Origin of the sequence: uncultured Methanobrevibacter sp. (genome assembly GCF_937881195.1) — an archaeon.
Classification (GTDB): Archaea; Methanobacteriota; Methanobacteria; order Methanobacteriales; family Methanobacteriaceae; genus Methanobinarius.
In genome coordinates this window covers 48,828-71,430 of sequence record NZ_CALGFC010000056.1, presented here as the reverse complement: position 1 = coordinate 71,430, position 22,603 = coordinate 48,828, and the positions used below count along the sequence as shown (strand labels likewise).

Here is a 22,603-nt window from a genome sequence, read left to right as displayed (position 1 = left end):
TAGCTTCCTCAGTAGCTTCCTCAGTAGCTTCCTCAGTAGCTTCCTCAGTAGCTTCCTCAGTAGCTTCGGAATTTAAATCAGTTATAATATTTAAAACTTCCTTTAAGTTCTTTTCTTCTAAAACTATATCTGCAACTTCTTTAACAGCAGGTTTTGCATTAAATGCAATACCAATCTGTGCTATTTCAATCATAGAGATATCATTAGCTCCATCACCAACAGCTATACATTCTTCAATTGAAATATCATTATTTTCAATTATATCATTAAGTACATCAGCTTTAGAACCTTCAACTAATGGTCCACTAACCTCCCCAGTTAATTTTCCATCTTTTTCCTCTAATTTATTAGTATATAAATAATCTAAATTGAGTTTTTCTTTTAAAGGGTCAGCAATCAAATCAAAACTACCACTTATAACTGCTACTTCATAGCCATTATCTTTCAAACCTTTGATAGCTTCTTCTGCCCCATCCATAAGCTTCATTTCATTGCTTAATTTTTTGATGTCTTCTACAGAAGCACCTTCTAAAAGTTTAACTCTTTCTTTTATAGATGTTTCGAAGTCTAAATCACCATTCATAGCTTTTTCAGTGATTTCCGCAATTTGTTCTTGAACGTCTACTAATTTCCCGATCTCATCTATCGCTTCACCATCAATAATAACATTATCTAAGTCAAATACTACAAGTTTAATCAATCATATCACCAATTATATTAAGTCCAACTCACTAAGCCGATCGTAGGCCCTTTCTACACCAAGCTTAGCATCATCTTTAGTTTTTGCACCAGTACAAACTACTTTTCCTGATCCAAATAATAATAAAACAACTTTAGGGTCTTGTAAACGGTAAACTAAACCTGGAAATTGCTCAGGTTCGTATTCCGTATTTTCTAACTCTAGAGCTACTGCTTCTAGATTTAATGTCGCTTCCAAGTTGGCAGAAGCTACAATATTTTGAATTTTAATCTCAAATTCATGAGGGATATCTTTATCAACAGTCCTCATCAAATCAACAGTTTTATTTATAGCTAAAATAGAATCATCTATGGATTTAGCTCCAGTACAAACTAATTTCCCCGAACTGAAAATAAGTGCTGCAGTTTTAGGTTCTTTAAGTTTAAAAACAAGTCCTGGAAACTGTTCTCGATTAAAATCAACTCCTTCTAAAGCTTTGGAAACTTCAGTCAATTCTATATCCTTTCCAATCGCTGCAGAAGCTACAATGTTCTCTATTTTAATATCAACATCGGTCAAGTTAAGATTCCTCCCAATCAAATTTTAAAAAAATAGTAATAATTTACTTTATCTATTTTTTAATTTATATACTATATAAACCTATTTAAATTATTTCAACATGAAAAATTTATGAAAAGCATATAATATATTCTATAATTGTTATATAAACTTAAAATGCATTATTAATCCTAAAATATGCAAAAAATCCTAGATATTAATTTTAACATTGTAATTCAACCATTACTCGGTTTTAATCTAAAACAAAAGTAGATAATTAAATTAATAATTTAAATAAAAAGTTTAAATAAAAAGTTTATAAAATTATCATATTTTCCGCTCCCTAAGAAAGCATAAAAATAAACACTCTATAAATAGCATTGAAATTAAGATAATAAATAGTATAAAAATTATTTTTGAGAATATTGTAAAGATTATATAAAAATCTATACTATAAATAAAGAGTAAATATAAAAATAACTAAATACTACTATATAAAGCTTACTATATTTTTATAAAATATATTATATAATTCATCATATAAATATTTTATACAAAATTATATCTCTTATTTTTACAATATAATATTATATGCTCTATTAAACAATATGATAAATTATATTTTTAAAATTTTTAAATTAAAATTTATTTTTAAATTGAAAAATTAATTATAGAGGATAAAATGATTGAAGTAGAAGTTAAAGCAAAAATAGATAATTTTGATTCCATTGAAAAAGGCTTGAAAAAGATTGGTGCTAAAAAAACACATGTTGAACATCAAGAAGATTTATATTTTAATAGCCCAATAAAAGATTTTGCTAAAACCGATGAAGCACTGAGAATAAGAAAAGTTAATATAGAAGATTCTTTTGAAACATATATAACATACAAAGGACCTAAAATTGATGAAAAGAGTAAAACAAGAAAAGAAATTGAAGTGAAAATTGAAGATTCTGAAAAAGTTAGCAATATATTTAAATCCCTAGAATTTGTTGAAACATCAAAAGTTGTAAAAAATAGAACAATATATTTGCTTGAACAGTATATTATAAGTCTTGATAATGTTATTGGTTTAGGTCCTTATATGGAAATTGAAACTGATATTGATGAAGGATGCGATTATGAATCAGAAATAGATAAAATATTCGATATATTTAAAAAATTGGATATAATCTCTGGTTTCGAGAGAACCTCATATCTAGAATTATTAGAGAAAGAAAAAAATTAATTAAATACTGAATTAATTAGCTATTGAATTAATTAGCTATTGAATTAATTATTTAATTAATATTAAGTTAAATAAGATTATTAAAATTACAAATGAATAAAATTATTTCTTAAAAAATGAATTAAAATAATTAAAATAATTAATTGTAGGTTTAATCATGCCTATTTTAGTATATTCTGATGAAGACATCTCATTTAAATATAATGAGAATTGGACAAAAAAATACAAATCGAATGATTATTTTTCTATTTTTGCTAGATATAATAATTTAAGTGAAAAAACAATTCTTGATATATCAAAAATTCCCATAAATTATAATAAAGGAGAAAATCATACAAATAATGATTATAAGAAATATACAGAGAGATATATTTTAAATACTTTTGATTCAGAGATTATAAAAACTAAAAAGATAACAATAGCCAATTTAGAAGCTTGGGATATTTGGACTAAGAGAAATTTTGAAGATATGGAAATTGAAGAAAGGTTTATTGGGTTCATAAAAAATCAATACATTTATCAATTTAAAATAGTAACTGACAAAAACCTGAATCTGTTAACAGATGATATAGAAGTTATCTTAAATAGTTTTACCATAATAAACAAAACCCATAATCCTCCAAACAGATTTAATAAATCAGAGATCAATGAAATATTAGAAAAATCAAAATTATCCGACCAAAAAGCAGTGCTGAAAATATTAAAAAATCTATTGAAAGTTATTTTAATACTATTATCTTTATTATTGATTTTTTTAATAATTGGAATTCTTATAAAATAATAATAAGTTATAAACTAATAATAACCAATTAGATAATGATAAAAAAATATAATAATAATAATAATAATAATAATATAAAATAAGAAAATAATAAAAAATAATTGAATATTAAGGAAATATATTAAAATGTATCATATAAATTCTTTAAAGCTATTATAAAATTTCATTAGAATTTTTTTATTAAAATTATAGCATAATGGAGTATTTTATAAATATTATACTGAGAATCTAATTTATAAATATGAAAATGCAAATTATTCCCATATAGGAATTAATAAGCTGAAAAAATGGGAAAAATTAAAGCAATAATTACACAAAATGTAGATGGACTTCCTCAAAAAGCAGGTAGTAATAATGTTATAGAGTTGCACGGAAATGTCTCAAAAAATTATTGTATAAATTGTGATGAAGAATATAATTTAGATTATATCGTTAATTCTAAGAATATAACTACTTGTAAATATTGTGGAAGTATTATAAAGCCAGATATAGTTTTATATCAAGAACCTCTTAAAAATGAAATTATGGTTAGAGCTATTGATTTTATATCTGCTGCCGATTTATTAGTTGTTGGAGAAACTTTCCTTATTTTTTATCCTGAAACAGGACTTATTGAGCATTTTAGAGGAGATAATTTAGTTTTAATCAATAAGGATAAAACAAATTACGATAATAATACAGATATAGTTATAATAAGCCCATAGGTGAAGTTTTTAAAGAAATAATATAATAATATTATTAAAAATAATTTTTCAATTATTAGATATTACTTATAAAAGATATTTTTATTAAAATTATTCTAATTTAAATCCAAACAATTCAAAAACTATCTTTTAAGATCAAATTCCAGACTTTTTTCTATAATTTCAACTTTATCTAGAGTGTTTTTAGATTTATAAACTAAAATTTCAACGCCACTAGAAGATGCTCTGGAAAGAGCTTTGCTAAAATCAGGATCTGTTTTCCAATTAGGTTTAAATTTTTTTCCATTGGGATGTTGAATTAAAAAGAAAACAATGGCCCTATGGCCTTCTTTTTTTAGTTCTATTAATTTTTCTAAATGTTTCCTTCCTCTTTCAGTTGGGGCATCTGGAAAAATAGCTAAATTATTACTAACTAATGTAACTCCTTTAACTTCCAAATAACAATCCTCATTTTTATTAGATAAATATAAATCTATTCTTGAGTTTCCAACTTTTTTTTCTCTTTCAACAATAGGATAATTTAAAAGTTCTTTTACTTTTCCATTTAAAATACCATTATAAACAATTTCATTAGCTTGTTGAGAGTAAATAGATACAAGAACTCCATTATTTTCTACAAAATGAAGAGAATATTTAGTTTTCCTTTTTGGATTATCACTGGGTAACAAGTATACTGTTGTTCCCTCGATTAAAAGTTCTTTGCACCTACCAGTATTTGGAACATGTGCAATTTCCAAATTTCCATCAATTTCCACTTCTGCTATGAAACGGTTGTGCCTAGATTTAAATATTGCCTTTATATAATTACTCATTTATATTACTCGCATTAATTAGAAATAATAAAATTAATTAAAAATAATAAAATTAATTGAGAATAATAAAATTAATTGAGAATAATAAAATTAATAGAAAATAATAAAAATATAAATATAATATTAATACAATTATTCCATTAATAATCCTAAAAATTCGGATAAATGACTTGCTAGAAAACCATTACCATATTCTTCTTTAGCAAGATCTCCTGCTTTTCCATTTAAATAAGCAGCTAATGAACCTGCATTATAACCATCTAATCCTTGAGATAGAATACTTGCAGCTATACCTGCTAGAGAATCACCAGTTCCCCCAACAGTCATCCCTGAATTTCCAGTTTTATTGATTCTAAATTTGTTACCTTTGAAAATTATATCATATTTCCCTTTTAATATAACCGTACCATTTATATTTCTAGTTATAACCTGCAAATTAGATAAACTTTCATTAAATTTATCATAATCTCCACCAATATCCAAAATAGATAAATTTTCTGAATCCTCTATGAAATCATCGAAAAAAACATTTAATTCATTAAAATGAGGAGTAATAATTACATCTTCCCTATTCTTTATTAAAGTAGGATTAATTAATTTTAAAGCATCGGCATCTAAAACTAGAGGGATTTCTATTTTTTTAGCCAATATATTAAATAATTTTCCAGTTTCATCATTTAGTCCTGCGCCCGGACCCATCAGTATTACATCAATATTATGATTATTAATAATATCTAATATTTCATCTAAGTTATCTAAACTCAAATAGTCTTCATTTTCACCAGATAATCCTTTGACGATCAAATTTGGCGATTCTTGTTTAATAGCCAAGCATGCTGATTTTGGAGTAGCAATATAAACCAAATCTGCCCCAGAAGATAAAGCAGATAAACCAGCGATAGTTGGAGCTCCGTGATAGTCCTTATTTCCACCAATGATCAATATTTTTCCATTATTTCCTTTATGAGAATCATCTCTCCTATTTTTCAATCTAATCAAATCTCCACTACCAACAAATATCTCTGCTTCAATTGGGATTCCAATATCCGAGATTATGAGTCCCCCAACAGAAGATTCATCAGTAAGACTGGCTTTTTTAACACCTGTTTTAACCCTATGGAATGTGAGAGTGTATTCTGGTTTTACAGCTATATCTTCTATTTCCCCGGTTAATGGATCCATTCCAGAAGGAACATCTATAGATACTTTTAGAGCATTTGATCTATTTATTACCCCTATAGCTTTTTTAACTTTTTTTCCAAGATTTCCTTTGATTCCAGTCCCTAAAATTCCATCAATAATAATATATTCACTGAAATTTTGTGATTTAGCTATTTCAATCATTTCTATATCTGTAGAATCATTTAATTCTGTGATATTTAATCTTGAAATATGAGGAACCATATTTTGTAAAATTTCAAAATTTATTTGAGCATCGATTGATTTAATATCTCTTGGTTTTGCCAGCATGAAAATTTCTACTTCAAATCCACGATTTAAGAGATGTCTAGCAGCCACGAACCCATCTCCACCATTACCCCCAGAACCAGTGAAAATTGCTATTTTAACTGGTTTTGAAAAAGTAAAAGTGGATAAAGTAGAAATCTCATCCGACAAACATTTTCCTGCATTTTCCATTAAGCATAGCCTAGATAGGCCTAAATCTTCGCAATTTATATCTGTTACTATCATATCAATAGGGTCCATCTTAAATCTCCACATTTATAATAAATATTAAAATAATAAAATAATAAAAAAGTATTGAATATTCTAAATGTATATTTAATATTTAAATATAAAATCTAATATTTCAAACATAATATTACTGATAATTACAAAATAATTATATTTTATTTATCATTATACATAATTATTTATTTTTTTAATTATTTATTTATTTTATTATATTTGCTATTAATTCAAATTTACTATTAATTCAAATGAAAATCTAATAAATAAATATTTCATAATTAATAATAAATATATTTCAAATAAATCTCCCATAATAACATAAAACCTATTATATTTAATAATACTCTATTAATATATCATCAATAAATATTAGTTAATATAACAAATATTTTTAAAAAGAGTTATTTGGAGTATATAGCTATAAATTACAAATAAAGATCAATATAATCAAAATAAACAATTTTCATCTATAAAACTCTAATTATAAATAAAAAATTTATAAATTATGATAATTATAAAAATTTTTTTAATTTTTTATATAAAATAAAAATGTTTAAATCGTTTAATTAAAGATAATGATAAAAGATATAAAGATTAATAAAATTATAATTAATATATTATTAAAATTTTTTACAAACTAATGATTAATCAAATTAATTATAAATGTAATCAAGAAAAGATAATACAAAAAATATTGTTAGTAAACAAATAATTATACAATTTTAAAGGTGTTTATTTGAGTCGAGATCCTCCAGAAATGATTAAAAAAGCACTTGGTGATGTTCCAACAAATATACTTATTTATTCGCTGATTGCATTAGGAATACTTATTGGTTATGGGATAATTGGTTCCCTTTTGATAATGAACCTAGATATAGTTAATTCAATATATTTTACAATAGTAACAGTAGCTACACTAGGTTATGGAGATATAATACCAATAACGCCTGAACAAAAGATGTTTGCAGTTACATTAGCTATTGGAGGAGTAGGACTCCTTGCATATGTATTTAGTTTAAGCATATCTTTATTTGGTCAAAGGATTGAAGAAGTTAGAAGTGGTGTTAAGATGAAAAGAACTATTAAATCCTTAAAAGGACATTACATATTGTGCGGGTATGGAAGAGTTGGAGTCGTTGTAGCAGATGAACTAATAAAAAGAAACCAGAAAATTGTTATTATTGACAAAAACAAAGAAGTTACTGAAAAATTAGAAGAAAAAAGTGATATATTGGTTATTAATGGAGATGCAACTGAAGATGAAACTTTAGAATATGCAGGGATTAAAAAAGCAGTTGGACTTATACTAGCTACTGGAAACGATGTAGACAACTTATTTGTAACAATAACATCGAGAGAAATATCAGAAAAACTTTGGATTGTATCTAGAGCAAGTAAAAAAGAAAACATAAACAGACTTTATCATTCTGGAGCAAATAGAGTCATATCTCCTGAAGAAAGTGGAGGAAGCGATATATATTTCGCGGCAATTCAACCAAATCTTATAAAAATAACTACAAAGCATGATATTGAAGATACAAAAAAAGAAATGGAAATAATTTTAGATCATGGTTGTTCCATTGAAAACATAGAATATCATTATCCCTACCTTAAAGAACCATTGAAAAGAAAAATTGAAGCTTCATCTAGAGAACAGGTCGATAGATTCTTCGGAATGATAGATAAAGACGAAGAAACAAAAAAAGCTCTTGAATCAATATATGAATCAGTAAATGGAATACATTCTCATTGGATATCTGGACCTAATCATGAAGCACTTGATAAAATGGTAGAAGCATTAAAAAAAGAAAATTTAATATTTGGTGTTAATCTATCTCATGAAGAAATAATGAAAATAGCTAAGGAATATGGAAAAATTGAAGTTGTTCTAGAAGAAAAAAAATAAGATAAAAAAGTTGAAAAAAGAAGAGAATTTCAATAATTCAAATAATAATAATAATAATAATTGTATTATATAATGATATTATAAAATAAAATAAAATTATAAAAAGACTAAAGAAAAAATAATTAAAATATTAGTCTAAAAAATAAGTTATAATAAAATAAATTATAAAAAATATATTATAAAAATAAAAATCAAGTTTTATAATAAAAAATAAAATTTAATATCCATTTATTAATAAATCTACTTTACCATTGATTGGATCCATAATAATACCATGAATAGGGACATCTTTAGGAATAAGAGGAGAATTTCTAATTTTATTAACTCCATCTATTACATTCGATTCTTCACTTTCAATTGAACCAATCCAATCTTCAATATTTACTTTAGCTATTTCTTCAGAAGGAATATCACGTTCCAACATATTTGATTTTAATTTTTCGCCATTAACATTAGACATTCCACAATCATAATGTCCAACTACCATAATTTCTTCAGCACCTAAAGCAAATATTGCAGCAGCTACAGAGCGTATAACATCACGGCCTAAAACATTGTTTCCCGCATTTTTTATTATTTTTGCATCCCCACGACTAATGCCCATAGCTTTTTCTAAAAATCCATCAGTAAGTCGTGTGTCCATACAAGTAACAATGACTAATTTTTTTTGAGGTATATGGGATATTTTAATCCCTTCAAATTCTTCAGCAAATTCTTTATTATATTCTAATATTTCATTAAGTAACATAACAAACCCACATTAAAAAATTAGTTATTAAATTATATAAATTATTCTAATTAATAATTGCTGGAAAAATTAGAATAATAATTAGAATACTATTAGAATTGCTAATAAGATACCAAAATAAAGAAAATAATAATTTTAAAAGATTAAAATAAAGAAATAAAATAATTAAAAAGATCATGAAAAAAATTAAAATATTAATATAAAAATAAATTAATAATAAAAGAAAAAATAATAAAATAAAGAATAATAAAATAAAAAAATAATAAAAAAGTGCTTAATCAAAAAGAATTAGCTAATTAGAATAAATCTCTTAAATTAACTTTATAAGCACCTAAGTTTCCACCATAGTTACCGGCACTGATTTCTTTGATACCTGGAATTGTACAAGCAGCTTTTATTCCTTGTTTCATAGCTTCTCTTACAGATTCTTCATCAATACCATCAATAACTATTTCATAAATACCATTTACATCTTCTCTTATTTCACTTTCTACAACTTCATCCTTTAAAGAAACACACATTTTCTCATTTGTAGAAGCATTTAAGAAATTATATTCATTACATCCTACTTTAGATCCAGAAGCAACAATTCCTCCAGGGAAGGGAGTTATTGTTCCCGGTACTTCATAAATTGCATCAACAGCTGCTTCAGCTGCTACAAGAGCATTCATTTGGCTATCTGCAAGTATAAAGAAGTTTCCTCCAGCTACACCTTCTTTCATTCCAAAATCAGATTCAACTAAGAAATCACCAGACATAATTGGAATAGACTGAACAGTTTTTCCACCTACTTCAACTTCTTTCTCATATCCATCCCCAAAGAATTTTAATTTAAATCCTGCTTTTAAAACTTCTTCAGTATCTTCTAATGCATTGAATACTGCAGTAGTAGGAGCGGTTAATATGCCCATACCAATTCTTTCAAGAAGTTCATGATCTAACTTCTTTTTACTAGAGTTACAAATCATTATAGTATAACCAGGTCTTCCATCAGGAGTTTCAAGAGGAGAAACATATCCATCGATTCCAACTTCAGCAGGACATCCAATTACAGAAGTTCCATAACCAGTTGCTTCAGTAGCTGCTACAAGAGCTAATTTTTTAGTTGCTGCAGTCACTAATAACCTAGAAACTTTTATTCCAAAAGCTTCTGCATAAGTATCTTTTATATCTACACCATTTAATTGCATAAATTTCACCAATTTAAAATTTCACTTATTATAAAATAAAGTTTTCTATTTGATTTTTATTTTTAATAGTCATTATATTGATAATCATTTTATGATTTTTTAATAGGATCATACTTTTTTATTAATTATTTAGGTTTTGTATTTTCCTCTTCAGTATCCTCAATATAGTCTAATTCATCAATAATCTCTTTAGCTGTTTCTTCTTCACTAATACTAGTAGTACTTATTTTATCAAGAACTGATGAACCATAATGAGGAAGTATTACAAATCCAATTATAGTCGGCATCCAAAAAGATATAAGTCTCTCGATGACAGTCGCAGCTGCACTTATAGACGGAGAAATCCCGGCTGAACTATAAAAAAGAATCATAACCCCATCAACAGCCCCAATACCTCCAGGAAGGATTGGAATCATACCAATTAAACTAGCAACAATAAAAACTTCCCCAATTAAAATTGGATCTACACTAGCTCCAAAAGCTAAAAAAACTATAAAAACTCTAGATATCTCAATTGCCCAAATAATAAAAGAAAGAGGTAATCCATAGTATAAAATCATCTTGTCTGCCAACATCCTCTTCATGGTTTTTTGAAATCCTGCAATAGCTTTAATAACTTTTTTTTCTAATGTTTCAGGATCTATACTTCTATAAAAAAATTTTATAATGTGAACAATCCATTTTGTTATCTTTTCTCCAGCTTTTTGATTTATTGACATGTAAACTAAAAGAATAAAAGCTATTGTAATTACAATAACCGAAATAATTAGAATTGATAAAATTAATTGACTTAAAGAGAAGTATATTGTGACTGCGATAATAGTAATAACCGCAAGAACTAAAAAAGGAAATGTGTCTAGAGCCCTATCAGCTATAACTGTTGCAAAAGTCTCTTCAGTCGGTTTATTAGTCTTTTTAGAAAGAAGATATGCTCGAACAGGTTCACCACCACCTCGGCCACTAGGAGTTATATTATTAATTGCCATACCAACTAAAACCATTGGAATTAACTCTTTAGTTGTTGTTTTAATATTAGCTGTTTTATTGACTATATTCCACCTTAGAGCATATAAATAGAAAATAAAGAATTGTATTATTACAGCCAATAATATATACCAGAAATTAGCTAGCTTCAATGCATCAATAACCTGATCTATGCCAATAAAATATAGCATAACTCCCATTATTGCTAAACCAATAGCTAAAAATATAACCGTTTTATGTTTCATATACACCACATTGAGAAAGCTCAAATCAAAATTTAAGCTTAAATTACAGATTAACTTTAACAACTAATTGAAAATTATCAATATAATAATGATTAGAATATTATAATTTTTTTCTAAATTAAAAGATTACAAAATTTTTTTATTTATATATCTTATTAAATTTAAATATACAATTTAATATACGATAATAATATATTTATTCTATTTCTTATAACTATTTAGTATTCCCTATTAGATAGTATTTAGTATTATTTTATTAGATTAATTGTGTTTAATCTTATAATTTATAATAATTATATATACCCTTTAGAATAATTATATTAATACAATATAATATTATAGATAATTTGTAATAATTATATAAAATTAATAAATTTTATGAGAATAAAATTATAAATTTATAAAGAAAATGAAAATAAAGTTATAAACAAACTGACTTAATAATCATGTTACTAAATATTACTAATAAAAAATATTTTAATAATAATCCCCCTATTATAATTTTTAAAATATTATTTTCAAAATAAAATCATAAATGTTCTAACATCCCATAAAATAGATATATTTATATACTTTAAAAAACATTGTAATAACAATGCATAAAATAGATAATATATACATAGGTTTTTTCTGAATTAATTAAATTTTTAAAAAAAATAGAATATTAAAAATAAAATTGAATATAAATTCATACTGATTTTACTGAATATAAATTCATACTTTTTTTAATTAATTATTTTATTACTTATTTAAATTGGTTGTATGATAAATTTTTATGGTATTACTACTTTTGCATTGAAGTTAAGGATTGGTATTAGCTAATCCAAAACTAGGTGTTATTAAAATGTTTGAAGATAGTTACAATAGACAAGAAGAATTCTCTTGCCCAGTAGAAGTTGGTACAGAGTACGATGTTAAAATAGAAGACCAAGGTAAATCTGGCGACGGTATTGCTAGAGTAGACGGGTTTGTTATATTCATCCCTGGAACCGAAGTTGGTCAAGAAGTAAAAGTAAAAGTCAATGCAACCCGCAGAAAATTCGCTTTCGGAGAAGTAGTCGAATAATACTGCTTTATTGATTTATAAGATAATAACTAATAAATATAAAATTAATAGTTAGTATTCTATTATATTTGATAATCATTTCAATATAAAAGAGATTCTAATTCCCTTAATAATATTTATTATATTATTATTTTAATACAAACAAATAATACTAATTCTAAATATATAAAATACTAATTCTAAATAAATAATACTAATTCTAAACATATATACTAATTTTAAATAAATAATACTAATTCTAAACATATATACTAATTTTATTAATATGCTTCAATTTTATAGTCAATTATAAAATTATTCCATTTATTGCACAATAATCCTTTTAAATCTAATTTTAATATAATTATTTGATAATAAAATAAACTAAATTAATTTTATTTTAAAAATTATAATTAATTAATTTAATAATTAATTATTATTTAAAAATTAATATAATAATAAGATATTTATACATAAAAATCAAATGATTAAAAATGAAATATATCACTCGAAGAGATATTTATATAGTATCAAATTATCTTGGTAAAGTAATGCAAGGAGTAGGAATCGTCATTCTATTACCAATAATTGTTGCTTTAATATATAAAGAACATGTTTATCTTTTAGGATTTATTATACCCTCACTAATATCCTTAGGAGTTGGAACATTGCTTGGAAGAGTGAATCCTAGGTGTACTAGAGTTAGATTAAAGCATGGAATGATAGTTTCATCATTAGCATGGCTTTGGGCTGCATTTATAGGTGCCCTTGTAATGTATATATGTCTTGATATCTCATTAATAAATGCTTTTTTTGAAAATATGTCTGCTTGGACTGGAAGTGGTTTCACCATATTTAAAAATGTGGAAATTTTACCTAATTCAATACTATTTCTTAGAAGTCTTGAACAATGGGTAGGAGGGCTAGGAATTGTTGTTATAATGATTGGAATTTTGATTCACTCCGGCACTGCTGCATCTCGTCTTTATAAATCTGAAGCCAGAGAAGATAGAATAAAACCCAGTATTGCTAATACATTAAAAAAGATTCTTCAAATATATTTAATTTATACCAGTATAGGAATCATATTATTTATTATAGCGGGAATGCCAGTTTTTGATGCTGTAAATAATACATTTACTGCAATAGCAACTGGAGGTATGTCGATTAAAAATGCCAATATGGCATTCTATCATAATAACACATTTAATATAATTTCTATGATTATAATGATAATAGGGGCAACTAGTTTTCTGTCTCACTATCAAGCAGTTAAAACACGCGGAAAATCAATATTTAGCGATATTCAATTTAAAGTTATGATAGGAATAATAATTCTTACAAGCTTTATACTAATATTAGCTACTAATATAATACCTATGGAGGCGTTATATAGTGTTGTATCTGCAATAACAACTGCAGGGACAAGTATTAATCCTTCTGGAAATTTTAAAGATTATGGAACCTTTATAAAAGTCATAATAATAATTTTAATGTTCATTGGTGGTGCTGCAGGATCTACAGCAGGTGCGGTTAAAATTGTAAGAGTAATTACTTTTCTAAGAGGAGTTTATAAAAATATAATAAATATAATCTCTCCAGAAGGAAGAGTAATTAATATGAAATTATCAGATAAGCAATTGAAAGAAACACAAGTAAGAGAAGCAAGTTCTTATATTTCACTCTATCTTTTATTTATTGTAATTGGTTGGGCTGTGCTAGTTTTCTATGGTTATGATGGAATAAACTCCCTATTTGAAATAGTTTCTGCCCAAGGCAATGTAGGACTTAGTACAGGTATTATTAGTGGAGATATGCCCTTTGGAGCAAAAATAATTACTATATTTAATATGTGGATTGGAAGACTCGAAATAATACCAGTACTTGTAATTTTAAGAAGTTTTATTGAGATTTTTAAAGGAGCAGTTCCTAAAAAAACATTTTGAAATAAAATAAATAATGAATAAAAAATAAAAAAATGACAATAAAGCTTATTAACACCAATAAACATAGACTTAAAAACATTATAAAAATTATATAATTAAAATTAAATTATAAAAATTAGCCATGTAAAAACAATTTAATTTAAAATAATTTAATTTAGATTCAATTATTGGAAAATAATGCAATAGTTGAAATTATCTAAAAACATGGCAATTTATTAAAAAACATTGTAAAATATACTAGATAATATTATGTATATAAAGATACAATCTTTGATAATATGTTATAAAAGTCAATTTTATTATTTTTCATAATTTATAATAGTTAAGGTGTTTGAATGTATGTTATTATAATGGGAGGAGGGCGCGTAGGGCTCACTCTTGCAGATCTTCTTATAAATGATGGTTATGATATTACTTTAATCGAAAATAGTGAAAATCTATGTAATAATGCAGCTGCAGAATTAGATGCATTGATAATTTGTGGAAATGGTACTGATACAAAAACATTAGAAGAAGCCAATATACAAGATGCTGATTTTTTTGTAGCAGCTACAGGGAATGACGAAGCTAATCTTCTATCCTGTATACTAGTTAAAGATTATGGAATACCTAAAATAATAGCTAGAGTAAGTAATCCAGACCATGAAGAAGCATTTAGAAAAGTTGGAATCGATGATGTTATAAGCCCTGAAATAACCGCAGCAGGCTTTCTTGAAAAAATTATAACACGCCCAAATGTTGCTGATTTAACTGCATTTGGAAAAGGGAATGCAGAAATTTTAGACATGATTATAGAAAATGAAAAAGTTACTGGTAAGAAAGTATCTGAAGTTTCACCGACTGATGGATATATAATAATTGCCACATATCACGGAGGCAAATTAACTATTCCAAAACCAGATACTGTTTTAAATAAAGGAAACAAAATCTCAATACTTGTAAAAAGAGGCTATTTCAAAAAAGCAGCGAAAAAATTCATGAAATAGGCAAAATTTAGGAATGACTATATTATAGATTATTAAATAATTTTAAATTTATTTTAATATTTAAAATGCCTCCAATTCAACTATTTTTTAAAATTTATCCACTCAATTAAATTATTTTTTTATTATTTTATTAATAAAATTATTTTTTTGTTTCTATAATAGTTTATTTCCCAATATTCCATATCAAATAATTATACTAATTTTTTATAATTGCAATAATATAGCAATGAAAGATATTTTTTTAAATTTTAGAATCCCTAATTTTTTAATAACTTTGAATCATTTGTTTTGCTAATTCTATATGTCTTTTACCATTTTTAACCCAAGGCCCATGTCCAGGTAAAAGATATTTAACATCTAAATTACTTAATAAATTGATAGAATCGACCATATCACTAGAATTTCCCCCAATATCCATTCTACCAAAACCCCCGTTTGCAAAAACCGTGTCTCCAGAAATTAGTATTTCACCATCCCATAAGCAAATTCCCCCTATAGTGTGGCCAGGAGTATGAATAACTTCAAAATTATGTATTTTATCTCCTTTATTTAATTCTATATCGACATCATGCCTTTTAATTGATTTTCCAAATATGAAACCTGCTGTAGATGAAATATCTCCAGATCTAATTGGTTCAGCATCATTTTCATGAATAGAAACCTTAGCATTAGGAAATAAATAATTTCCTCCAACATGATCAAAATGACAATGAGTATTTACAATCTGAGATATATCTTCAAGATTATATCCTATTTCTTTTATTTTTTGATATAAATAATCCTTTTTCATCCCAGTTCCAGTATCAATTATTATATCATCAAAAAGATAACAATTCGAATCTGAACCAAAACCTTCAATACACCAAACATCATTTATTTTTTCCATAAAAAAAACTCCTCAAAAATAAGTATTAAATTTTTTATTATTAAATTTTTTATTATTAAATTATTAAATTTATTAATCTAAATATTAAATAATTTAATAATAAGTTAAATAAATAATTAGTGCTAATAATTTAAATAATTAGGCATTAATTAATAAATATTATATAAGACTGATTATTATAATAAAAAGCTTTTTAATTTTTAATTAAAAGTAAAAAAATAAGGGAAAAATTGTTAAAAATAAATTGTTAATTATTTAAAATATATTGATAATATAAAAAACAATTAAAAAATAAATATTTAAAAATATATAAGTGGGGTCACAGGGATTTGAACCCCGATCCTGGGATTTCTCATGTCTCAGTACTCCAATTGATCATCATACGATACGATGTTGATCATCATACTGTCAGTTACGCGTTTTTTCTTCAAAGACAACTGGAGTCCCAGATGATGCCAGATTACACTATAACCCCAAATACAAAGCAAAAATAAGCAATGTAGTAGATTTTTATAATTAGATATAAGCCAAGGGAGAGATTTGAACTCCCGTGTAATGGATCTGCAGTCCACCGCTTCGCCGCTAAGCTACCTTGGCAACATAAAAATATTAGTTCGATTTAATATTTAAATGTTTTGATAAATTTTGAGAGAATTCTTTCTAAAAATTAAAATAAAATTATAAATATATTTTAAAAAAACTATGCAAATTAAACCAAATAGATTATATTTATCTAATTAACAAATAAAATGGAAAAATAGCAATTAAAAATGATTACTAATAAATAAAAAATTATAAGAAAGTTATTTTAGGTAAAAACAAATTTTTAAAAAAAAAATTATAAATTGATAATTTAAGAATAAAATGATAAAATGATAAAATAAACATTATTTATTAATTTATATTTTTGACTATAAAAAACTTTTAAAATTTAACTTGTTTATCAATACCAATAATTTCATCTAGCTCTAATCCAGTTTCTAATGCAACATATTTTTCTATTTTGTAATTATTATTTCTAGTCCTAACTATCTTCTCAGGAGCTAAAAATAGCCACTTAGTATATTTAAATTTGATTCCTAAAAATGGAAAAGCACCAAAAATATCACAAAATTCAATTAAAGCATCAATTTGAGGGGAATCAATGTAGATTTTATCTTTAGTTGTAGTTTTAACTTCAATGGCCAAATATATTTTTCCATTTCCTGCTAAAACATCTGGAAGAGGTCTTTTTGTAGCTCCTCCTGAAGCAGGAGCCCTCATGGCTGCAAAATTTTTTTCCCACAGCTTATGAACTAAATCTCTTTCTTCTGCTGAACCTTTTTTAGCCATTTTATCAACATTAAAATTTATTTATAATAATCAAAAAAAATTAATTATAGCATTAATCAATAACTAGTGATATGTAATAAGATATAGTTTAAATTTTTCCTAGCTAATGAACAGTAATATATCGGGTGTAAAATTATATTTAAAATAAAATTTAATCATGAAACTGAAAAAATTAAAAGAAAAAATAATGTAAATAAAAAAAGATAAAAAATAAATAAAAAATAAAAAAAGATAAAAAAATAAAATATTTGATAAAAAAAGATTTATTATACCAATTTAATATCAATTGAATTTGAATTAAACTGGAATTCCTCTCCATTTAACAAATAAGATATAGAATATCCCCCAATTGAAAATGGATTTGAAACAGTTGCATCAGGACCAAAATCTTCTTTTACTTGAGCCAATGTAGGAATATTTAAAGAAACGGAATATATCTTTGATTCTCCTGGAGCTAAAGTTCCGAAATTATGGGAAGATGATTGATCTTCCGCTGAAACATTATTAATAGTATCATTACCATTGTTTGTAATTTTCCATGTTAAATTAATTGTTTTTCCTTCAGAAGAATATAAAGGCCCATTTAAAGAAGCGATAATACCATTTTCATCAGTATTTCCTTTAAAATTTGTATTGCCCAAATTCATATTTTTATTTTTCATAGTATTGTTAATATTATCATTTGAGCCGTTATTATCAGTAATGTTATTATTCTCAGTATTATTATTCTGAGTCAATAAAAATGCTGAAACTCCGCAAACAGCTATTATAATAACTATCAACAACGCAATAAATTTATTTTGCATAAAATACCTCCTTAAACCACATTTATAGCTATATATCATGAAAAATTGAATAACAAAAAATATTATTTCTAAAATATCCATGATAATAAAATATAATTCTTAATACCAAAAAATAAGGAATTAATAAACTAAATAATAGCAATAAAATGTATCTTAATCTTATTATCATTTTTACAAATATATGGTTTAACAATTAATTATTTGTTAAAGATAGTATATAAAATTATCTTTTCCTAAAACAAAGCATTTTAAAACTAGCAAAACGAATTAAATTGAATTATAACTACAAAAATAAAATTATTAGAAAAAATAATATCTAAATATATTTAAAAAAATAGATAAAAATGGGGCCGGGGCCGAGATTCGAACCCGAGTCGCAGGATCCACAGTCCCGTAGGATAACCGCCTACCCCACCCCGGCATTTGTAACAAATAAAATTAAAAACTTAAAATTAAATATAAAAATTTATAATGATTATATAAAAACTATAAAAATAATGGTTTTATAAAAATTATATTTTCATAGTAATTTTAATAATAATTTTAAGATAATATAAATAAATTTAAATCAAATATATTTTAAAGATTTATGCGGGAGCAGGGATTCGAACCCTGGTAGACCTGCGTCAACAGGTCCTAAGCCTGTCCCCTTTGGCCGCTCGGGCACCCCCGCTTTAGATAAAAAGGAGGTTTTTCCCATGAACCTTCAAAAGTAAATAAAATATTATATAATAATTATAGAATATAACTTTTATAATAAAAAATACTTCTATATTAAAGCATATAATAAACAAATGATAAAAAATGCTCCGGCCGGGATTCGAACCCGAGTCTTCGGCTCGAAAGGCCGAAATGATTGGCCGGACTACACCACCGGAGCAAATAAAAAAATTTAGTCAGCTATATAATATATTGATAGTATTAGTTTATAAATATTACTATTAGAAAACTTTTAAAACTATTAAAATATTATTCACTATATATTTACTATAGACAAAATTATTAATTAATTAAAACTTTATTTCTTAATGTATAATTAAGATTATTTTAATAATATATAAAATTATCTAAGATACAACTTATCAAACAATAATACTCATCTAAAATAATTAGATTAAGCTTTAATCAATGGGCCCAATGGGATTCGAACCCATGACCGCCCGGTTATGAGCCGGGCGCTCTACCTGGCTAAGCTATGGGCCCAAAAACGCCGTCGACAGGGCTCGAACCTGTGACCAATCGGTTAACAGCCGAACGCTCTACCTACTGAGCTACGACGGCATATGAAAACCCACGCCTATAATCGGGCATGATGTTAGCTTATGTCCAAAATCAGTTAAGCTTTAGACAGCATTACATAGGTTGATAATCATCATATATAAACTTTTTGATAATTCGATGAATTAGCTAAAAATAAAAAATCGTCTAAAAAGAGTATATTTTAAAAAAATTAACTATTACACCTTTATTCAAAAATATAAAAATTTTTAAATGCTAAAATATGCCGAAATAGCCAAAATAGCCAAAATAGTCAAAGGTATAGCCTTAAAAAGAGTTGATTTAGATTTAGTTGCAATTAAAATATAAATTAACCCAATTAATAGAGATATGAATATTGCTATTGAAGGGAAGATTCTTTGAAGTATGGCTGTTAAAATAATGACCATTAAAGCAGTCGCTATTATAACATCCCATTCAACAGAATTTTTATTTTGTTTTACAGATTCTTTAGGATAATTTTGAGAATAATAACCACTATTTATATTATTATTTAAATTATTAGAGTTTTCTAAATTATTATCCAAATTTTGACTATTATTTTCACTTAAATTATTTATATAACCTCTATTACCATTATTATCATTTAAGGTTTCTTTATGAGAGTTAATAGAATTTTGATAATTTTGGTTTTGATTTTCTCTTCTATGGCCATAACTTTGGTTATTAAAACCATTAGCTCCCTGATTCATAGATTGCTTTGATTCATAATTTATATTAGAACGATTTTCAAAATTATTTAATTCTTGGTCATTTTTCATATAGCGATCTTTAATTGGACTTCTATGATGATTAGAAATATTAGGATTAATAGATTCATTATGAGTACTGGAATTATCCCCATGATTATTTCCTATAGAATGGTGATCCCTATAAGAACTATGAATTGAATCTTTTTGAGAGTCATTAGGCATTAAACTCAAAGGTTTTCCACAATTGATACATTTTAAAGTACCATCTTTATTTTGAGTTCCACAATATCTACAATATACCATCAAAATCCCTTTCAAATATTAAATATTTTTTTAGTGTCACATAACAATTTTAATAGAAATAATTTGAAATATGTCAAGAATTATTAAAATAAATAATTTATAAATAAAAATAAATAACATATTTAAATTAACAATACTAAAAATTAATAATATTAAAAATTAATATTGCTAAAAATTATAATATTATTAAAAATTAATTGAATAATTATATTATATTAACTTTATGATTTATATATACTTTTAATTACATAGTTTAAATAAATGAGAAATTTAAAATAGATTATGAAACTCTTATTTAAACAAAAAATTGTATATTAATCAAATAATTCAAAAATATGGGCATTATATTACTATATAATAACCTTAAAATATAGAATTTGACCATTTATTTACAAAGAATAACAACAAATAATATTGAAGAGTAATTGTAATATATATAATAAAAAATCATATGTAATAAAAAATAGATTTTAATATATTCATATCCTAGAAATCGATGGTAAATCAAATGAAATACATAGATAAAATAAAAAATTTTGAAATTTTAGATTTAATTAATAAAGCTAATAAACTTAGTATAAAAAAAGGTTATGACCAGATTAGTTTAGAAAGGGCAATATTTTTATCTTGGTGGTGTGAAAAAGGAGATTGTAGCTTTTGTTATATGAGTACACAAAAAAATAAAATTAAAGATCCTAAAAAAGCTAAAAGGAAAATTGAAAGCATATTAGCAGAATCAGAGCTGTGTAAAAGATTAGGTTGGAATATTGAATTTTTATCTGGAGGTTATGAATCATTTAACACAGCTGAAATCAGAGAAATTGCTAAAAAAATATATGATATTACAAATAATCAAGTATGGCTAAATATTGGCATAACAAATGATTTAGAAGAATATAATGAAGAAATAATTGGAATAACGGGTGCAGTAGAAACAGCTAACCCTATTTTACATAATAAGGTATGTCCTAGTAAATCATTGAATGATATTGGTAATATGTTAGATAAAGCAGGAGATTTAGGGTTTAAAAAAGCAATTACAATTATATTAGGATTGGGTGAAACTCCTGAAGATGTTAATTATTTAATTAATTATATTAAAGACCATAAAATCGATAGAATAATATTTTATTCTCTTAATCCACATAAAGATACAGAATTTGAAAAGTCTTCTCAGCCAGCTTCATTGTATTATGCAGGGATAGTTTCTACAATAAGGCTTATTTTTCCAGATATTGAGATTATATGTGGTACTTGGACAGATAACCTAGCTAATATTGGCCCATTAATTTTAAGTGGTGCAAATGGAATAACAAAATTCCCTCTTTTCAAAATGTTTGGAACAAAGTATGGAAAAAGAGTTGAAGAAGAAGTTTTTTGGGCTGGAAGAAAGTTAAAGGGGACATTTACAGACAAAAAACAACTTGGAAATATGGAAAGTGAGTATTTATCTGATTTAAACCCTTTTATAAAAAGATATATCAAAGAATCCTTGAATGACAAATATTAAAATTAATAAGAATACAAATATTTTAAAATTGAAAATTTATTCTTATAATCAAGTTAATTCTTTATTATTATAAATCCGATTAATTCTCATAATTAAATTAAAAATTTATATATAATTTAATATTTTACATATATTTTCGGATATAACATAACAAACTAAAAATATGAACATTATTACTTTGGAAAAATTTATAATATATAAAATAATTAAATAAAATATTATTAAAAAAAATTAAAGAAAAATAAATTATATTAAAACAATTGATTATTATATAAAACTATTACTAAATATG

The 22,603-nt window shown here is 24.9% G+C and carries 19 protein-coding genes and 7 tRNA genes; 8 read left to right on the top strand and 18 right to left on the bottom strand.

Going from position 1 to position 22,603, the window contains the following annotated elements; translation table 11 throughout:
- Together serB and Q0087_RS07745 are read right to left on the bottom strand one after the other, a co-directional pair.
- Positions 1-700: phosphoserine phosphatase SerB (serB, locus tag Q0087_RS07750; RefSeq protein WP_297899171.1), on the bottom strand; the 700-nt coding region annotated here is incomplete at its 3' end.
- Between the two features lie 12 nt (positions 701-712).
- Positions 713-1,258 carry a TATA-box-binding protein gene (locus tag Q0087_RS07745; RefSeq protein WP_042702310.1) on the bottom strand — a complete coding sequence of 182 codons (546 nt, stop codon included), beginning with the start codon at positions 1,256-1,258 and terminating at the stop codon, positions 713-715.
- 661 nt (positions 1,259-1,919) lie between these two features.
- On the opposite strand from Q0087_RS07745, the gene cyaB reads away from it, so the two are divergent.
- The 3 genes from cyaB (at position 1,920) to Q0087_RS07730 (ending at position 3,950) form a co-directional block, all read left to right on the top strand.
- On the top strand, positions 1,920-2,465 hold the full coding sequence (cyaB, locus tag Q0087_RS07740; protein WP_297899168.1) for a class IV adenylate cyclase: 546 nt from the start codon (positions 1,920-1,922) through the stop codon (positions 2,463-2,465).
- A 157-nt stretch (positions 2,466-2,622) separates the two neighbouring features.
- Positions 2,623-3,246 carry a hypothetical protein gene (locus Q0087_RS07735; protein WP_297899166.1) on the top strand — a complete coding sequence of 208 codons (624 nt, stop codon included), beginning with the start codon at positions 2,623-2,625 and terminating at the stop codon, positions 3,244-3,246.
- A gap of 287 nt (positions 3,247-3,533) precedes the next feature.
- Complete coding sequence (locus tag Q0087_RS07730; protein WP_297899164.1) at positions 3,534-3,950, top strand: Sir2 family NAD-dependent protein deacetylase; 417 nt, start codon at positions 3,534-3,536, stop codon at positions 3,948-3,950.
- Positions 3,951-4,072: 122 nt separating this feature from the next.
- Here the strand turns inward: Q0087_RS07730 and sfsA are convergent, their stop codons facing one another.
- Both sfsA and Q0087_RS07720 read right to left on the bottom strand, forming a co-directional pair.
- Complete coding sequence (gene sfsA, locus Q0087_RS07725) at positions 4,073-4,762, bottom strand: DNA/RNA nuclease SfsA (protein WP_297899162.1); 690 nt, start codon at positions 4,760-4,762, stop codon at positions 4,073-4,075.
- A gap of 132 nt (positions 4,763-4,894) precedes the next feature.
- Positions 4,895-6,469, bottom strand: a complete 1,575-nt coding sequence (locus Q0087_RS07720) for an NAD(P)H-hydrate dehydratase (protein ID WP_297899160.1) — start codon at positions 6,467-6,469, stop codon at positions 4,895-4,897.
- 721 nt (positions 6,470-7,190) lie between these two features.
- Between Q0087_RS07720 and Q0087_RS07715 the strand changes: the two genes are divergently transcribed.
- Positions 7,191-8,360 (top strand): NAD-binding protein, encoded by a 1,170-nt coding sequence (locus Q0087_RS07715; RefSeq protein ID WP_297899158.1) that lies wholly within the window; start codon positions 7,191-7,193, stop codon positions 8,358-8,360.
- Between the two features lie 217 nt (positions 8,361-8,577).
- Here the strand turns inward: Q0087_RS07715 and Q0087_RS07710 are convergent, their stop codons facing one another.
- The 3 genes from Q0087_RS07710 to Q0087_RS07700 all read right to left on the bottom strand — a co-directional run bounded on the left by Q0087_RS07710 (position 8,578) and on the right by Q0087_RS07700 (position 11,527).
- Positions 8,578-9,108, bottom strand: a complete 531-nt coding sequence (locus Q0087_RS07710; protein ID WP_297899156.1) for a carbonic anhydrase — start codon at positions 9,106-9,108, stop codon at positions 8,578-8,580.
- Positions 9,109-9,404: 296 nt separating this feature from the next.
- On the bottom strand, positions 9,405-10,298 hold the full coding sequence (fhcD, locus tag Q0087_RS07705; RefSeq protein WP_297899154.1) for a formylmethanofuran--tetrahydromethanopterin N-formyltransferase: 894 nt from the start codon (positions 10,296-10,298) through the stop codon (positions 9,405-9,407).
- 125 nt (positions 10,299-10,423) lie between these two features.
- Positions 10,424-11,527 carry a UPF0104 family protein gene (locus tag Q0087_RS07700; protein ID WP_297899152.1) on the bottom strand — a complete coding sequence of 368 codons (1,104 nt, stop codon included), beginning with the start codon at positions 11,525-11,527 and terminating at the stop codon, positions 10,424-10,426.
- 844 nt (positions 11,528-12,371) lie between these two features.
- Between Q0087_RS07700 and Q0087_RS07695 the strand changes: the two genes are divergently transcribed.
- From Q0087_RS07695 to Q0087_RS07685, 3 genes are all read left to right on the top strand, one after another.
- Positions 12,372-12,593 carry a TRAM domain-containing protein gene (locus tag Q0087_RS07695; protein ID WP_297899150.1) on the top strand — a complete coding sequence of 74 codons (222 nt, stop codon included), beginning with the start codon at positions 12,372-12,374 and terminating at the stop codon, positions 12,591-12,593.
- Between the two features lie 473 nt (positions 12,594-13,066).
- Positions 13,067-14,518, top strand: coding sequence for a TrkH family potassium uptake protein (locus tag Q0087_RS07690; protein WP_297899149.1), 1,452 nt, complete (start codon positions 13,067-13,069; stop codon positions 14,516-14,518).
- 335 nt (positions 14,519-14,853) lie between these two features.
- Positions 14,854-15,504 (top strand): TrkA family potassium uptake protein, encoded by a 651-nt coding sequence (locus tag Q0087_RS07685; protein ID WP_297899147.1) that lies wholly within the window; start codon positions 14,854-14,856, stop codon positions 15,502-15,504.
- Between the two features lie 265 nt (positions 15,505-15,769).
- On the opposite strand, the gene Q0087_RS07680 is transcribed toward Q0087_RS07685, so the two are convergent.
- The 11 genes from Q0087_RS07680 to Q0087_RS07630 all read right to left on the bottom strand — a co-directional run bounded on the left by Q0087_RS07680 (position 15,770) and on the right by Q0087_RS07630 (position 20,801).
- Complete coding sequence (locus Q0087_RS07680; RefSeq protein ID WP_297899144.1) at positions 15,770-16,390, bottom strand: MBL fold metallo-hydrolase; 621 nt, start codon at positions 16,388-16,390, stop codon at positions 15,770-15,772.
- Between the two features lie 314 nt (positions 16,391-16,704).
- A tRNA-Trp gene (locus Q0087_RS07675) sits at positions 16,705-16,865 on the bottom strand.
- Between the two features lie 50 nt (positions 16,866-16,915).
- A tRNA-Cys gene (locus Q0087_RS07670) sits at positions 16,916-16,987 on the bottom strand.
- Positions 16,988-17,314: 327 nt separating this feature from the next.
- Positions 17,315-17,722: a Holliday junction resolvase Hjc gene (hjc, locus tag Q0087_RS07665; protein WP_297899142.1), complete on the bottom strand. Its 408-nt coding sequence runs from the start codon at positions 17,720-17,722 to the stop codon at positions 17,315-17,317.
- A gap of 266 nt (positions 17,723-17,988) precedes the next feature.
- Complete coding sequence (locus tag Q0087_RS07660; RefSeq protein ID WP_297899138.1) at positions 17,989-18,528, bottom strand: hypothetical protein; 540 nt, start codon at positions 18,526-18,528, stop codon at positions 17,989-17,991.
- Between the two features lie 345 nt (positions 18,529-18,873).
- Positions 18,874-18,949: transfer RNA gene (locus tag Q0087_RS07655), tRNA-His, on the bottom strand.
- A gap of 169 nt (positions 18,950-19,118) precedes the next feature.
- A tRNA-Leu gene (locus Q0087_RS07650) sits at positions 19,119-19,201 on the bottom strand.
- Positions 19,202-19,333: 132 nt separating this feature from the next.
- A tRNA-Glu gene (locus tag Q0087_RS07645) sits at positions 19,334-19,408 on the bottom strand.
- Positions 19,409-19,657: 249 nt separating this feature from the next.
- Positions 19,658-19,731 (bottom strand) — tRNA-Ile (locus Q0087_RS07640).
- A gap of 5 nt (positions 19,732-19,736) precedes the next feature.
- Positions 19,737-19,809: transfer RNA gene (locus Q0087_RS07635), tRNA-Asn, on the bottom strand.
- A 206-nt stretch (positions 19,810-20,015) separates the two neighbouring features.
- On the bottom strand, positions 20,016-20,801 hold the full coding sequence (locus tag Q0087_RS07630) for a zinc ribbon domain-containing protein (RefSeq protein ID WP_297899136.1): 786 nt from the start codon (positions 20,799-20,801) through the stop codon (positions 20,016-20,018).
- Positions 20,802-21,309: 508 nt separating this feature from the next.
- On the opposite strand from Q0087_RS07630, the gene Q0087_RS07625 reads away from it, so the two are divergent.
- Positions 21,310-22,311, top strand: a complete 1,002-nt coding sequence (locus Q0087_RS07625; RefSeq protein WP_297899135.1) for a radical SAM protein — start codon at positions 21,310-21,312, stop codon at positions 22,309-22,311.
- The last annotated feature ends 292 nt before the right edge of the window (positions 22,312-22,603 follow it).